Here is a 13,715-nt window from a genome sequence, read left to right as displayed (position 1 = left end):
AAGTGCCCGGCCCCGTCGCTATCCGATACTGGAAGCGGCGGGGCCGGGCACTTGCTAGGGGGCAGGGTCGAAGGCAGCGGACTCAATAGGGGCTGGACCTGCTTCAGACGGCGGGCGGCGACAAGGGTTGCGGGGCCAGCTGCTGGAGTACGCGCAGCAGTAGCTGGTACAACTCCCGCAACTGCTCGGGCTCCACTACGGCCCGTTCCAGGCTGAAGCTGAGCAGCAGCGGCGCCTCGGGTGCCTCCGAGTCGGGGGCCAGCGTGAAGCGGGCGGCGGGGTAGCGCAGCAGCGCCTGGTGCACGGCGGGGTCGGCCAGCAGCTGGCGCAGGGCGTTGGCGTCGTTGGTGCTGATGATGAACGTGCGGTCCAGTTCGGCGTAGCCCAGCTCCACATCCTGCAGGCCCAGCAGCTTGCCGATTTCGTGCACCCAGTCCTGCTCGTGCAGGGCGAAGCGCAGAGCCGGCTGGCCGGGCACCACGGCCCGGAGCGTCGTCAGCTCGTAGCCACCCTCGAAGCCGCCCCCCAGGTCAATGTCCAGCACCAGATGCACGCAGTAGGGCGGCTGGCAGAGGTCGGCACGGTAGTCGAACAGGTCGGGCTGGCGGGCCATGTCGGCCGCTACCTGCGCCCACAGCGCCGGCTCGGAGTCGGCGGTAAAGGTTCGGTTGGTATCCATAAGCAGAAGTTTGGCGGGCAATGCAAGAGCCCAGTTCCTCGTACTCCGCAGCCCGTTCCGGGGTTGTGTGGGTGCGCCAGCCCCGCGCGGCCGCCCGCTAGTAGCCGCGGCCCAGGGCTACCTCATTCTCCGGCGGCTCGCCCTGCTGCCAGTGGCCCAGGTTGCGCAGAAACACCCTGATGCGGTCAGCCTCTTCTTCGGGGTAGCCGCCGCCGGTATGCTGGGTGAGCAGCACCTGCGGCAGGCCCCAGAGCGGGTTATCGGTCGGCAGCGGCTCGCGGGCCGTTACGTCGAGCACGGCTCCGGCGAGGCGGCCGGCCTGTAGGGCGGCAATCAGGGCCGGCTCGTCGGTGGTGGAGCCCCGGCCTACGCTGGCGTACAGGGCGTGGGCCGGCAGGGCCGCCAAAAAATCGGCCGATACGTAGCCGGTGGCGCTGCCCGGCAGGCAGTTCACCACGATGTCGGTGTCGGGCAGGGCAGCCAGCACCTGGGTGCGGGTGTGCAGCTGGGCCTGCGGATCGGTGCGGGCCAGGAACTGCACCTGGCAGCCGAAGCCGCCAAGCTGCTCGGCCACCGCCAACCCAATGCTGCCGCGGCCCAGCACCAGCACCCGCTGGCCCCGCAGCAGCCCCAGCCGCCGCCGGAACGCGCCGCCCTCCCAGTGCCGCTGGTGTTGCCACACGGCCAGCTGGGGCACCCCGCGCAGCAGGGCCAGCAGCCCGGCCACCATGGTTTCGGCGCAGGGCCAGGCAAACAGGTCGCCCATGTTGGCCACCGCAAAATCCGGCCGCAGCTCCTGGTACTGGTCGATACCAGCTGAGTCGATCTGCCAGAAGCGGAGGTGGGGCGGCAGCGGCGTAAGCCAGGCGGCGGGTGGGTTGCCCAGCAGCAGCTCGGCGCTTTGCAGCGCTACCGGCGGCCGGGTGCTGTGGCGGTCGTCGGCAAAATGAACTTCGATGCCTGCCGGCAGCTGCCGGCTTAGCTCGGTGCGGGCGGCGGCCGAGAGGTCAGAATAAACAAACAGGTGCATAGGCCCCTATACTACCCGCCGCCGCCGTGAGGTTGCACCGACCGCGGCTTAATCGGCTTTAGATGTGGAAGGCAGCGCGGTAGCCGGCTGCGCGGCGGCAGTAGGTTTGATGTAGGTGCCGAGCCAAGTGTCTATCTGGGCCAGCAGCTGCATCAACGACTCGCGGGCCGTGTAGCCGTGGGTTTCGCCGGGCAGCGTGGCGTAGCTCACGTTGGTGCCGCCCAGGCGTTGCAGATCGGCATAGAACTGCTCGGTGCGGGTGGCTAGGCTGGCCGGCAGACCATCGAAGCCGGCGGGCAGCACCAGCATGGGCCGGCGCAGCGTGTCGGACAGGCTGAAGGGTACGGCCGGGGCATCGGCGTAGCGCATAACCGGCTCAAGCGATACCAGCTGCTCTACGCCGGGCAGCCGGTTGGGCAGGGGCTGGTTGTGCAGGCCGGGCAGGGCAATACCCGCCTTGAACTGGCGCGAGCCGGTCAGCAGCGTGGTAGCCAGAAATGCTCCCGGCCCCTGGCCCATTACTACCACCCGGGCCGTATCGATGAGGCCCATGCGGCGGCCTTCGGCCAGGGCGGCGCCGGCCGCCTGCGTGAGCTGCTGCGCGTAGGCGGCCGGGTTGGCGGCAATGTCGGCCGGCGGCACCGGCATGGCTACGTCCTGCAGAACGGCGTAGCCCTGGGCCGTCCAGTAGAGGGGCGAACCCCAGCCATAGCGGGCAAACAGGTACCGGGAGCCGCGCACTTGGCCGGTCGCGGTGCTGTCGTAAAACACGGTGGGGCTTGCCTCCAGAATGGTGGGCAGCGGCCCTTCGCTGGCCTGGTAGCCGGCCGGCAGGTAAAGCGTAGCCGTAAGCGGCCGCCCATCGGGGCGCTGGTAGCGCAGGGGCTGCGGCTTGGGCAGAGCGGCTCCGCTCGCGTCGGTGAACTGGGTGAGGGCTACCAGTTTCGGGCCGGTGCGCAGGTAGTAGTTGGGGGCCTGCTGATCCGATTCGCGCCGGGTAATGAACACGCGCCGCATCGGGTCGATAATGGCCACGGGCTGCTCGTAGTACGGGGCTTCGGAGCGCCACCAGCGCAGCGTAGCGCGGGTGCGCACGTTCAGCTCGTCCACGAACGGCCGGTCGCCCTCGGGCGATGCGCCAGCTCCGAAAAGATACACCCCCGTGCCAGTCCGGTCGGTGAGCAGCACCGGCCGGCCCAGGGCGTTGGGCTGCAGCACCGGCGTACCGGGGTGGGCGTAGGCATCCCGGGCCGAATACTGCAGCAGGGGCTTGGGCAGCGTTTTGGTGGCCACATCGAGCGGCCAGATGACTTGCTTCTGATCAGTGAGGCGCGTGGCTTCTACCAGCGCCAGCTGGTCGCTGCTCCAGTACATGCGCTTAAAGCGGGCCGGCAGGGCCACCAGCTCGCGGGCCGGCTCCTCGAAGGGGGCAACCTGCAGCATCAGCTGGTCGCGCACCGGGGCAACCGTGGCGGGGTTGCCCCCGTCGCGGGCTTCCACCCAGAACAGGGTGCTGGGCGCGTCTTCGCGCCAGGCAAACTCGCGGGGCCCGACGGGGGCAGCCCCCAGGCCCGCGGGCAGCGAGTCGATGGCTGGCAGCTCGGCCAGCTGCTTATCCAGCAGCCCGTCCATAGCCAGCACCTGCACGCGCTGCGGAAAACGGTCGAGCGGGAGCGTGGTGGGGTAGGGGCGCCGGTAGCTGCGCACCAGCACAAAGCGCCCATCGGGCGAGGGTGAGGCCTGGGCAATGAGGCCCGGCTGGCCCAGCGGGGCCATGCGGCCATCCAGGCTCACCCGCACTACCTGGCTCAGGCCATAGTAGCCGAGCATCTGCTCATCGAGCTGGGTTTTGACGGGGTATTCGTAGCGGCGGCCTGCCTCGGTTGGCGCGGCCACCGGGGCCGCCCCGCGGCCGCCCACAACGGCCCTTACCACCACGTTTTTGCTGTCCGATACCCACTCGTAGGGCATGCCCAGCGTTCCGTTCAGAAAAATATTGGGCACCAGCCGGGCCGAGGCCGAAACCACATCGACAATCCAGAGCTCCAGATGGTCGCGGGTGCTGTGGGTGAAGGCTATCTTGGTGTTGTCGGGCGACCATTGCAGGTTGCTGATGCGGGCGTTGGCCGGCAGCCCCTGCACCAGCAGCTCCAGGCCTTTGGGCAGCCGCCGCAGCCGCAACGCCCGCACGTAGGCCGTGCGGCTGGCGCTGCTAACGGCCGTGTTGATGCGCAGCCCGGCCAGGCGCAGCTCCGACTGGCTCTGGTCGAACACCGTGGGGCGCTCCTGCATATCGAGCTGCAGCAGCCATTGGCCGTCGTTCGAGAAGCTCGCCCGGGGCATGGGGGGAGCATCGGCCAGGGCCAGCAGGGGGCGCGACGGTAGTTGGTAAGGTAGCAATTGAGCCAGGCTCGGGCTTACCATCAGGGCGCTCAGCGCCAGGGTCAAAATATGTACTCTCATCGCAAAAACCACTCACCAAAATATGCCCACAAAAAACGGCAGATTTCGCCGGATTCGCTAATAAGTAAAATAAATATCTAGCTTTCACGCTATTATATTCTGCTGAAAGCGTTTTTATTGAAACGCAGCAAGCCCCACCAGGCTGGCAGGGCTTGCAGGAAGACAACAAGTAATGGCATTTATCTAATAAAGGGCCAGGCTGGCCCGGCCAGCCGCCAATGCCGGTAATCAGTTGGGCAACTGGCCGGAGAAGGCGAAGGCGGCAACCGGATGGCGTTGGCGCGGGGCCTGTTCGCGGCTCAGGAAGGGCTCCTCCAGCTGCTCGGCGCGGCCCAGGTAGCCCAACGACAGCATCACAACGGGCTCCAGGTTGGTGGGTAGCCCAAACGTGGCCCGGGCTTTATCGGCGTCGAAGCCGCCCATGAAGTGGCCGTGCACGCCCAAGGCCGTTGCTTCCAGAATCAGGTGGCTGTTGGCCATGCCCAAGTCGTGCATGGCCGTTGTGTTGGGCTTGCCGTTGGCATACTCGGTTTTCATGAGAGCCAGCACCAGCACCGGCGCGTGGCGGGCCCAGAGCTGGTTGCCGGGCACCAGGCAATCGAACAGCTGCTGGAAAGCCGCCTCGTCGGTGCGGTGGGCGTAAATGTAGCGCCAGGGCTGCTCGTTCATGGCGCTGGGGGCCCAGGCCGCGGCTTCGAATACCTGTTGCAGCGTTTCTTCGGATACGGGCCGGTCGGCAAAAGCGCGCGGGCTCCAGCGGTTCCGGATAACGTCGAGCACGGGAAAAGTGGTGGCGGCAAGCCGGTCTGCGGCGGTCTGGTTGCTCATGGATTTGTGGGGTACTGATGAATGATTTCGTTGTTGGAAGCCCAGGGTGGGCGGGCGCTTCTGCTTCCCGCCAACGAAAGCAGGCGGGCAAAGCAGCGCAATAACGGATAAGCGGGGCTAACCGGCGGCTACTGCATGGGAATTTCCATCAGCAGCAGCCGGGTGGCGGAGTCGGCCTGAATAGTTACCGAATCGGTTTCCCATAGGCCCAGCCCGTCGCGGCGCTGCAGGGGCTGGCCGGCCACGGTGGCCGTGCCTTCGAGCACGAATACGTAGAGGCCGTTGCCGGGCTTTTTCAGCTGATAGTCGGCCGCGTGGCCGGCCTCGAAATCGGCCAGATGAAACCAGGCCTGCTGGTGTATCCACACGCCGGCATCATCCGCCGAAGGCGATATTACCTGCTGAAACTGGTTGTGGCGGCCCGCGGCGGCAAAGTGCTGCTGGTCGTAACGAGGCGTTACGTTGCGCTGGTCGGGGAAAAGCCAGATCTGCAGAAACCGTACTTCCTGGGTGGCGCTGTGGTTTTTCTCGCTGTGCCTGATGCCCGAGCCGGCACTCATCACCTGCACGTCGCCGGGCCGGATGAGGCCGTGGTTGCCGGCATCATCCTGGTGCTCCAGGGTGCCTTCGAGCGGGATGCTGATGATTTCCATGTTGTCGTGGGCGTGGGCCCCGAAGCCGCGGCCACCGGCCACGGTGTCGTCGTTGAGCACGCGCAGCATCCCGAAGTGCATGCGGTCGGGGTTATGGTAGCCGGCGAAGCTGAAGGTATGGTGGGAATCGAGCCAGCCGTGGTTGGCGTGGCCCCGCGAGTCGGCCGGGTGCAGAACGGTTTTCATAAGGCAGAAGGAAAATGAGTTCGTGATACGAATATATGTACATACATTGATTGTGCCAAAAATAGTTTCGCAGTCGTGCCATTGCTACTGACTGGGGCGGTGCGCGTACCCGCCAGCGGCCGGTTTGCGTATTTTGCCGGAGCCAGTTTCTTTGCCCGATGCTTGAGTTTCCATCTGCGCCCGTTGTTTCGCGGCTGGCGCCCACGCCCAGCGGGTTTCTGCACCTGGGCAACGCCGTCAACTTCACGCTTACCTGGCTGCTCACGCGACGGGCGGGCGGCACGCTGCACCTGCGCATCGACGATTTGGACCGCGCCCGGTGCCGGCCCGCCTACCTGGCCAACATCTTTGAAACCCTGGCCTGGCTGGGCCTCGACTACGACCACGGCCCCAGCGGCCCCGACGAGTTCGAGCGCCACTACTCGCAGCAGCACCGCCTAGCCGAATACGAGCAGGCCCTGCAAGCCGCCCGCGCCGCCCACCCCAGCCTGTTTTACGCCTGCCGCTGCTCGCGCACCACGCTGGCCCGCGCCGCCGCGCCCAACGGCCACTACCCCGGCACCTGCGCGGCACTGGCGTTGCCCTTCGACGCCCCCGACCTGGCCTGGCGCACCCGCGTGCCGCCCGCCACCACCGTAGCGTGGCCCGATTTGGCACAGGGCCCGCAAACGGTGGCTCTGACCGAGGAACTGGGCGACTTTGTAGTACGCAAAAAGGATGGCGCACCGGCCTACCAGGTGGCCTCGGTGCTCGACGACCAGCGGCTGGGCGTAAACTTCATCGTGCGGGGCCAGGACCTAAGGACCAGTACGGCAGCCCAGCTCTGGCTGGCCGAGTCCTTACCGGGCCAGGCCGGCTTCACCCACACCCGGTTTCTGCACCACGGCCTGCTACTCGACGCGGCCGGTCAGAAGCTATCCAAATCAACCCAAACCAGCCAGCAGCGCGGTATTCTGGCCGAAGCCACCTCGCCCCAGGTGGTGTACCGCGCCGTAGCCGCGCTGCTGGGGCTGCCGGCCGGAACGGGCATGTCGTTAGCTGAGCTATTAGCTGAGTATAGCCCGAGGTAGGGGCGGGGCTTGCTCCCGTCCGCCATTTGCGCCGTTACGACGATTTCGTTCCGAGGGGTATAAGGCGGTTGGGGGCAAGCCCCGCGCCTACGTTGGGCTTATAACTCTTTCTTGAACTCCTCGGCCCAATAGTCGGCAAGGCGGGTGGGCTCGGGAAGCTTGTAGCCGCGCAGGCAGGCCAACGTGAGGCGCGTAGCAGTGGCCTGGTCGCAGCGGTGGCCGGGGCTCACGAACAGCGGCTTCACCTTGTCCTTGCTGCGGATAACCTGGCCTAGCAGCTCGCCGCTTTTGTCGGTGAGTGGGGTGATGCTGCCTTTGGTGAGGGCCGGCTCCTCATAAACGCCGGTCAGGCGCTGCTTGGCCACGCCGAACGTGGGCACGTCGAGCTCGACGCCCAGGTGGGCCGCAATGCCCATGCGGCGCGGGTGGGCAATGCCGTGGCCATCCACCATAATAATGTCGGGCTGGCGGCGCAGCTTCTCGTAGGCTCGCAGCAGGTTGGGTGCTTCGCGGAACGAGAGCAGTCCCGGAATGTAGGGCAGCGGCACAGGGCCCACGTGGTACACTTTCTCGATGAAGCCCAACGAGGGCAGCTCCAGCACCACGAACACCGACAGCACCGTGTCGGGCGTGGGAAATGAGGAGTCGCAGCCGGCAATGTAGCGCAGCTCGCCGGTGGGCGGCTCCAGCCGAACCTGGTTGCGCAGCTGCTCCTGCAGCTGGGTGAACTCGCGTACTACTTGCGGGTCGGGGGCGGGGCCGGGAGGGCGAAAGTAAGCCATGAGCAGGGAAGGGCGGGGTGAACCGGGTGTACTGCCAGCGCGGGCCCGGGGTTGCCCAGGCCGAGCTGGAAATGCCCGCCGCTTGCCCGCCCGCCAGGCAGGGCGCGGCTTTTTCCAAGAACCCGCCACCGCCGGGGCCGTTTATTGGAGGGTACCCTTGCGTAAATGACCATGCCCAAGCCCGAACAACCCGCCAGCGCCGGTAGCGGCCCGCTTTTCGAGCGCCGCTACTGGGTGGACGTGCAGCGCCCGCGCCAGTCGGCCGCGGAGCTGTTGCACCATATCGAATGCCACCTGCCCGATTTCTCCCCCGATTTGCTGGCTGACTTCGAGAAATCTAAGGGCACGGAAGGCTGCCTGACGGTGGGCGACGAGTATAGCATTAAGATTCTGGGGCCCTGGAACGGCGACGTGCGCGTAGCTGAGATGGGAGAGGACTTCTTCGAGCTGGCCACGCTGAAAAACCACCCCGAGGCCGGCCGCATCCGCTTCTCGTTGCGCGCCCACGCCACGCTGCCCGAAACGCTACGCTTCGAAATCCACTCCTGGGCCCGCTCGCGCGACGGGCTGGTGGCCTTCACCTACGACACGCTGGGCCTGGGCCGGCGGGTGCAGCAGCAGACCTGGGAAACCTTCTGCCAGCGGGTAGCCGATTTCAGCGGCGGCCTGCTGCTGGGGCCGGTGCAGGTGGAAACGATAAAGCAGGGGATTAATGTGGAGTGAATGTGGGGAATGTAAACCGGCTGTCATCCGGTTTACATCCGCTCCCCGTCTGTCTTCTGTATTCCGCACATTCTTCACCCATTCTGCATATTAAAAAGCAATGCCCGCCCGCGCTTCCCTTACTACCCGCCAGCAAGCCCGCCTCGATGCTTTCACCAACGCGGGCTATAACTTTGACCCCAACCAACTGGCCGACTACACCGCCGCCACCGGCTGGCGGGTAGACGACTACGAAACCGAGCTGCCGGCCGAAGCGCCCGGTCCGCCTGCCGAGCGGGGCGCTTGGGCCGCCGCCTGCGAGGTGCTGCGCCGCTATTCGTTTCCGCCGCCCGGCCTTATCACCGGCATCTTCCTGCCCGACCAGCCCCTGGAGCAGCGCGTAATGGTGCTCCGGGCCGGGTTCCTGGGCTTCTCGTTCTGGTTTGGCGTGCGCATCGGCGGCGTTACCGACGAAACCCGGCCGCTGCCCGGCGGGGGGCAGGAGCAGGTATGGGGCTATAACTACCGCACCCTCGAAGGCCATTTCGAACGGGGCCAGATTGAGTTCCTGGTGCATAAAAACCTGACTACGGGCCGCGTGTGGTGCCACATCCACGCCGTGTCGCAAACAGGCCGCATCCGCAACCCATTCTACTGGCTGGGCTTTAAGCTGTTTGGACGCCGGTTGCAAGTGCGCTTTTCCCGCCAGTCGTTGCAGCGGCTGAAGGCACAGGTGAACCAGATGCTGCGGGAAGGCTGGCAGGCCCCGGCAACGGCTGGCCCAACGGTGCAGTCCATTTCGGCCCACGACAGCGCGCAGGAGCAACTGGAGAAAAACCGCTGAGGTATTTGGGAAAGAACGTCGTTCTGAGCGAAGCGGAGCGGAGTCGAAGAATCTCGCGTGCAATGCTAATCCTGTCGTCAGGAGTTACTTTGGCACGCGAGATTCTTCGGCTCCGCCTCCGGCTTCGCTCAGAATGACAAAGACCTCAGCTACCAGCTAAACCTCTTCCGCCGGCTCGCCGCCGTTAATCATAGCCGATACAATGCCGGGCTCATCGGTTACTTCGGCGCGGAAGACGCCCAGAATGTGGGCTACCACGAAGGCAATGACGGCGTACATCGTGTACTCATGGATTTCCTTCATCAGGTGCTCGATGCTGGGGAAATAATCCTCGAACACCAGAATCAGGCCCGTGAGCACCATCACGGCCAGAATGATATAGAAGGCGCGGTAGCTGTAGCGCACCCACAGCGCCTTGGTCGCGCCGGTGCCGCGGGCTTTGATGGCGTCGATTTTAGCTGCTGTGCGCTGGCTGCCGCGCTGGCGGAAACTCACGATAACGCGGAAAGCCAGCAGGCAGGCAATGGTGATGCCGCTCCAGATGTGCCAGTCCCAGATGCGGTGCGACACGATGCGGGTGAGGCCGCGCAGCTCGGCAGCGGGCAGGTTCACGCCTTTGTCGGCCAGCACTTGGCTGAACTCGGGCGCCAGCGTTTTTACTTTCACAATGACGAACAGAAACAGAATCGTCATCAGCTGAAACAGCACCAGGCCCGAGTTGAGCCAGTGCCAGATGCGGAGGCCCCGCGAGTTGTGCCTGAGGCCGGTACGGGTAGCTGAGGTGGCGGAAACGGGCTGAGGAGCGGCCATAAGGTAGGCAGGAGAAGTAAAAAAGTATTTGGTTGCGGAAGGTACGTCGGGGCCGGCAAATTTCGGGTGAGAAGTCGCGCAAACCGGCCGCGACGCAACAATTCGGGCCCGGCCGTAGTTCTACACCCCACGCCCGGCACGCTCTGTTCCGGCGTTTACTCCTCTTGTTATGATTGCAGCCCAAGGCTACGCGGCCCCCGCCGCCAACGAACCCCTCGCCCCCTTCAGCTTCGAGCGCCGCGACGTGGGCCCCCACGACGTGCGCATCGAAATTCTGTTCTGCGGCGTTTGCCACTCCGATATTCACCAGGCCCGCAACGAGTGGGGCAGTTCGCTGTTCCCGATGGTGCCCGGCCACGAAATCGTGGGCCGCGTAACCGAAGTCGGCTCCCACGTAAAGAGCTTTAACGTGGGCGATTTGGCCGGTGTCGGCTGCATGGTCGACTCGTGCCAGCACTGCGCCGAGTGCAACGAGGGCCTGGAGCAATACTGCGACAATGGCTTCGTGGGCACCTACAGCGCCAAGGACAAGGATGGCTCCATCACCCAGGGCGGCTACTCCAACACCATCGTGGTCACCGAGAAATTCGTGCTCCACGTGTCCGAAAAGCTCGATCTGGCCCGGGTGGCCCCGCTGCTGTGCGCCGGCATCACCACCTGGTCGCCGCTGCGCGAGTGGAAGGCCAAGGCCGGCGACCGGGTAGCCGTTATCGGCCTCGGCGGCCTGGGCCACATGGCCGTGAAATTCGCCGCCGCCATGGGCTGCGAGGTAACCGTGCTCAGCACCTCGCCCGACAAAGAGGCCGACGCCAAAGCCCTCGGGGCCCACAAATTCGTGGTCACCAAAGAAGAAGGCGCGATGAAAGGCATCAGCAACTACTTCGACCTGATTATCAACACCGTATCGGCCCCTATCGACCTGATGCCCTACGTGGCCAGCCTGCGCCTCGACGGCACGATGGTGCTGCTCGGCGTCCCGCCCGAGCCGGCCCAGCTGCACGCCTTCAACCTCATCAGCAAGCGCCGCCGCATTGCCGGCTCGCTTATCGGCGGCATCCAGGAAACTCAGGATATGCTCGATTTCTGCGCCGAGCACAACGTGATGAGCGACGTGGAAGTCATCAACATCGACTACATCAACGAAGCCTACGAGCGCATGATGCAGTCGGACGTGAAGTACCGCTTCGTGATTGATATGGAGAGTTTGAAAGGATAGTTTTAGAGCTGCAAGCTACAAGCTTCAAGCGGCAAGCTGACCGCCTGTCATCCTGACGAAGGAAGGACCTTATCACGCTGGAACGACCGTAATAACGACTCGTCTTCACGTGATAAGGTCCTTCCTTCGTCAGGATGACAGGCGGTCAGCTTGCCGCTTGAAGCTTGTAGCTTGCAGCTTAAAAGCTGGCAGCTCTACAGCTTCCCGAACACGTACGAATCGGCTTCTACGTAGTCGTTGGCGCGCATTTCCAGGGATTTTACCCGGCCGTTCTCTACCTCAAACTTGGCGGGCAGCACGCCAAACACCAGGTCGGAGTAGGTGGCGCGGAACTCCTGGCCGTCCATGTAGTCGAGCGTGGCGGTGAGACCGGGGTGGGTGGGCAGCGTCACGAGCAGCTGCTTACCTTTCTGGGTTACCTGGATGCGGCCGAACAGCGGATTGTCGAACTCGCCGACGTAGGCTTTGAGGGGCAGTGGGTTTTTGGCTTTCTTGGCCACGCGGGCGGCCAGGGCCAGCGTGGGGTCGGGGCCGGCGGCCAACTCGCCGGCGCGGCGGCGGGCCAGCAGCTGGGCGCTCCTATCGATGTAGGGCACGCCCAGGTAGGCGTCGAGTAGCTGGTAGCGCAGGGCCTCGAAGAAGCTCTGGTTATCGTTGTTGGTGAGCACGGCCAGGCCCAGGCCGGCCTCGGGCACGAAGCACACGTTGCTCACCTGCCCCGAGGCGCCGCCCGTGTGCCAGTACACCTGCCGCCCGTTGTAGTCGGCCGACTCCACGCCCAGCCCGTAGGTTACGAAGTGCGTGGGGAACAGCGGCGACTTGCGGCTGCTGATGATGGTGTTGGCGTCGCGGGTTTTGCGCAGGGCGGCCCAGGGCAGCACCTGCCGGCCCTCGTAGCGGCCACTATCGAGCTGGAACCGCAGCCAGTGGCTTAGGTCGCTCACGTTGGAGGCCATGCTGGCGCAGGGGCCCATGTTGTCCCAGTTGTCGAACTGAACTTTCGCCAGTGGCCCGAAGGTGTTGGAGTACGCCGTGGCGATGTTGGGCTGCTTGGCGAATTCGAGCGACGAGACGAAGGTGCTTTTCATGCCCAGCGGTTGCAGCAGGTTCTGGCGCACATAGTCTTCCCAGCTCTTGCCCCCGGTTACGGCCGGAATCACCTCACCGGCCGCTACGAAGCCCGAGTTGCAGTAGCCGTAATCCTTGCGGAACTCGCGGGTGGGCTGCATCAGCCGCATCCGGCGCACAATGTCGGCCCGCTCGAGGTTGGATTTGAAGAAGGTGAAGTCGCCCTGAAACGTTTTGAAGCCCAGGTGGTGGCTCAGCAGGTCGCGCACCGTGACGAGGCGGGTGCTGGTGGAATCGTAGAGCCGGAAATCGGGCAGGTACTTGGTTACGCGGTCGTCGAGGCTGAGTTGATGCTCGCCATCGAGCTTGGCCAGGGCCGTGCCGGTAAACAGCTTGGTGTTGGAGGCAATCATGAACAGCGTCTGGTCATCGACGAGAGCCGGGCGGCCCACCTCGCGCACGCCGTAGCCCTTCTGCACCAGCGTCTGTCCGTCCTTCACCACCACCACGGCCAGTCCCGGAATATTCCAGAGCCGCATGCCGCGCTGCACGTAGCTGTCGAGGCTGTCGGTAAGAAAACGGTTGGGCGTCGTCGGGGCCGTGGTTTGGGCCTGTGCGGCGCTGGCAACGCCCAGCAGCAGGGCAGCGGCCGTTAGTCGGCGGAGGGTGGGAGAGGGCATAAAGGAATCTTGAATGGAAAGGCACGTCATGCAGAGCGGAGCGAAGCATCTCGCCCGCTTCGTTGTAAAAGTAACCCCTGACAATTGGTTTATTACTGCAACGAAGCGGACGATATGCTTCGCTCCGCTCTGCATGACGTGCTTGTATTCATCCCGACCTATTCCTTCTCTACCGGAAACTCAAACTCGCCTTCCAGCGTGAAGCGGCGGGCCCCGCGGCCGACTTCGCACACCTGGCAGCGGTAGGTGCCGCGCAGCCAGTGCCGCTCGGCATTCACGCCCGTAATCACCACCTGGCCGGGGTTGTCGGAGCACGATTTGGAATAGGCCGATATGGCGTTGTAGCGGTAGGAGGCGTCGCGGTTGCGGCCACTCAGGATTTCCTGGAACTTGTAGGTATCGACTTTGATGGGAAACCGGTCGATGATGACGTTGAGGCCCTGGCCGTCGGGGTCGTCGGCGCGCACGATGTTGAGGCGCAGGGCCCGGTCTTCGCTGAGAAAGAAGCGGGAGCTGAGCGTATCGGTGGGCACATTCTTGCCATCGATGCGCAGCGTGAGGTGACGGGTAAGCGGGGCTGGGGGGGCGGTAGGAGCAGCGGGGGCGGCCCCCAGCAGCGGCAGCAGCAACAGCGGAAGAAAGCGTTTCATGGCAGCGGCAGGAACAAGAATCAGCTCAGAAGCTACGGAAAAACTGTTTGCTGC

The 13,715-nt window shown here is 64.8% G+C and carries 13 protein-coding genes; 4 read left to right on the top strand and 9 right to left on the bottom strand.

The window, feature by feature from the left end:
• Window positions 1-103: 103 nt before the first annotated feature.
• The 5 genes from BMY67_RS14045 to BMY67_RS14025 form a co-directional block, all read right to left on the bottom strand.
• The gene (locus BMY67_RS14045) at window positions 104-679 is read right to left on the bottom strand and encodes a hypothetical protein (RefSeq protein ID WP_092772630.1); all 576 of its coding nucleotides are present in this window, start codon (window positions 677-679) and stop codon (window positions 104-106) included.
• Window positions 680-776: 97 nt separating this feature from the next.
• Entirely contained in the window at window positions 777-1,709 is a 933-nt protein-coding gene (locus BMY67_RS14040; protein ID WP_092772628.1) for a D-2-hydroxyacid dehydrogenase, read from the bottom strand.
• 48 nt (window positions 1,710-1,757) lie between these two features.
• Window positions 1,758-4,172: an alpha/beta hydrolase family protein gene (locus BMY67_RS14035; RefSeq protein ID WP_143069832.1), complete on the bottom strand. Its 2,415-nt coding sequence runs from the start codon at window positions 4,170-4,172 to the stop codon at window positions 1,758-1,760.
• Window positions 4,173-4,400: 228 nt separating this feature from the next.
• Window positions 4,401-5,000: a nitroreductase family protein gene (locus BMY67_RS14030; RefSeq protein ID WP_092772624.1), complete on the bottom strand. Its 600-nt coding sequence runs from the start codon at window positions 4,998-5,000 to the stop codon at window positions 4,401-4,403.
• 128 nt (window positions 5,001-5,128) lie between these two features.
• Window positions 5,129-5,839: a pirin family protein gene (locus BMY67_RS14025; RefSeq protein ID WP_092772622.1), complete on the bottom strand. Its 711-nt coding sequence runs from the start codon at window positions 5,837-5,839 to the stop codon at window positions 5,129-5,131.
• A 158-nt stretch (window positions 5,840-5,997) separates the two neighbouring features.
• Here BMY67_RS14025 and BMY67_RS14020 point away from each other — a divergent pair, with 158 nt between their 5' ends.
• A complete protein-coding gene (locus BMY67_RS14020) occupies window positions 5,998-6,909 on the top strand; it encodes a glutamate--tRNA ligase family protein (protein ID WP_092772620.1) in 912 nt (303 codons plus the stop codon).
• Between the two features lie 98 nt (window positions 6,910-7,007).
• Here the strand turns inward: BMY67_RS14020 and nfi are convergent, their stop codons facing one another.
• Window positions 7,008-7,691, bottom strand: coding sequence for a deoxyribonuclease V (nfi, locus tag BMY67_RS14015; RefSeq protein ID WP_092772618.1), 684 nt, complete (start codon window positions 7,689-7,691; stop codon window positions 7,008-7,010).
• A gap of 171 nt (window positions 7,692-7,862) precedes the next feature.
• Between nfi and BMY67_RS14010 the strand changes: the two genes are divergently transcribed.
• Together BMY67_RS14010 and BMY67_RS14005 are read left to right on the top strand one after the other, a co-directional pair.
• Window positions 7,863-8,414: a DUF1990 family protein gene (locus BMY67_RS14010; protein WP_245745054.1), complete on the top strand. Its 552-nt coding sequence runs from the start codon at window positions 7,863-7,865 to the stop codon at window positions 8,412-8,414.
• Between the two features lie 100 nt (window positions 8,415-8,514).
• Window positions 8,515-9,237 carry a DUF1990 domain-containing protein gene (locus BMY67_RS14005; RefSeq protein WP_092772614.1) on the top strand — a complete coding sequence of 241 codons (723 nt, stop codon included), beginning with the start codon at window positions 8,515-8,517 and terminating at the stop codon, window positions 9,235-9,237.
• Window positions 9,238-9,393: 156 nt separating this feature from the next.
• Here BMY67_RS14005 and BMY67_RS14000 read toward each other — a convergent pair whose 3' ends face one another.
• The gene (locus BMY67_RS14000; protein ID WP_092772612.1) at window positions 9,394-10,047 is read right to left on the bottom strand and encodes a cytochrome b/b6 domain-containing protein; all 654 of its coding nucleotides are present in this window, start codon (window positions 10,045-10,047) and stop codon (window positions 9,394-9,396) included.
• A 169-nt stretch (window positions 10,048-10,216) separates the two neighbouring features.
• Between BMY67_RS14000 and BMY67_RS13995 the strand changes: the two genes are divergently transcribed.
• Window positions 10,217-11,263 carry an NAD(P)-dependent alcohol dehydrogenase gene (locus BMY67_RS13995; RefSeq protein WP_092772610.1) on the top strand — a complete coding sequence of 349 codons (1,047 nt, stop codon included), beginning with the start codon at window positions 10,217-10,219 and terminating at the stop codon, window positions 11,261-11,263.
• 194 nt (window positions 11,264-11,457) lie between these two features.
• On the opposite strand, the gene BMY67_RS13990 is transcribed toward BMY67_RS13995, so the two are convergent.
• Together BMY67_RS13990 and BMY67_RS13985 are read right to left on the bottom strand one after the other, a co-directional pair.
• Complete coding sequence (locus BMY67_RS13990) at window positions 11,458-13,011, bottom strand: serine hydrolase (protein ID WP_092772608.1); 1,554 nt, start codon at window positions 13,009-13,011, stop codon at window positions 11,458-11,460.
• A gap of 158 nt (window positions 13,012-13,169) precedes the next feature.
• On the bottom strand, window positions 13,170-13,661 hold the full coding sequence (locus tag BMY67_RS13985) for a hypothetical protein (RefSeq protein WP_092772606.1): 492 nt from the start codon (window positions 13,659-13,661) through the stop codon (window positions 13,170-13,172).
• Window positions 13,662-13,715 lie beyond the last annotated feature (54 nt).

This window comes from Hymenobacter actinosclerus (assembly GCF_900111515.1).
GTDB lineage: Bacteria > Bacteroidota > Bacteroidia > Cytophagales > Hymenobacteraceae > Hymenobacter > Hymenobacter actinosclerus.
This window is presented reverse-complemented; position numbering and strand designations above follow the sequence as displayed.

What these genes read in the sequence shown, in the direction of transcription:
- BMY67_RS14045 (WP_092772630.1), bottom strand. Translation starts at nt 679, where the DNA reads ATGGATACCAACCGAACCTTTACCGCCGACTCCGAGCCGGCGCTGTGG.
- BMY67_RS14030 (WP_092772624.1), bottom strand. Translation starts at nt 5,000, where the DNA reads ATGAGCAACCAGACCGCCGCAGACCGGCTTGCCGCCACCACTTTTCCC.
- BMY67_RS14035 (WP_143069832.1), bottom strand. Translation starts at nt 4,172, where the DNA reads ATGAGAGTACATATTTTGACCCTGGCGCTGAGCGCCCTGATGGTAAGC.
- BMY67_RS14025 (WP_092772622.1), bottom strand. Translation starts at nt 5,839, where the DNA reads ATGAAAACCGTTCTGCACCCGGCCGACTCGCGGGGCCACGCCAACCAC.
- BMY67_RS14000 (WP_092772612.1), bottom strand. Translation starts at nt 10,047, where the DNA reads ATGGCCGCTCCTCAGCCCGTTTCCGCCACCTCAGCTACCCGTACCGGC.
- BMY67_RS13995 (WP_092772610.1), top strand. Translation starts at nt 10,217, where the DNA reads ATGATTGCAGCCCAAGGCTACGCGGCCCCCGCCGCCAACGAACCCCTC.
- BMY67_RS14010 (WP_245745054.1), top strand. Translation starts at nt 7,863, where the DNA reads ATGCCCAAGCCCGAACAACCCGCCAGCGCCGGTAGCGGCCCGCTTTTC.
- BMY67_RS13990 (WP_092772608.1), bottom strand. Translation starts at nt 13,011, where the DNA reads ATGCCCTCTCCCACCCTCCGCCGACTAACGGCCGCTGCCCTGCTGCTG.
- BMY67_RS13985 (WP_092772606.1), bottom strand. Translation starts at nt 13,661, where the DNA reads ATGAAACGCTTTCTTCCGCTGTTGCTGCTGCCGCTGCTGGGGGCCGCC.
- BMY67_RS14005 (WP_092772614.1), top strand. Translation starts at nt 8,515, where the DNA reads ATGCCCGCCCGCGCTTCCCTTACTACCCGCCAGCAAGCCCGCCTCGAT.
- BMY67_RS14020 (WP_092772620.1), top strand. Translation starts at nt 5,998, where the DNA reads ATGCTTGAGTTTCCATCTGCGCCCGTTGTTTCGCGGCTGGCGCCCACG.
- BMY67_RS14040 (WP_092772628.1), bottom strand. Translation starts at nt 1,709, where the DNA reads ATGCACCTGTTTGTTTATTCTGACCTCTCGGCCGCCGCCCGCACCGAG.
- nfi (WP_092772618.1), bottom strand. Translation starts at nt 7,691, where the DNA reads ATGGCTTACTTTCGCCCTCCCGGCCCCGCCCCCGACCCGCAAGTAGTA.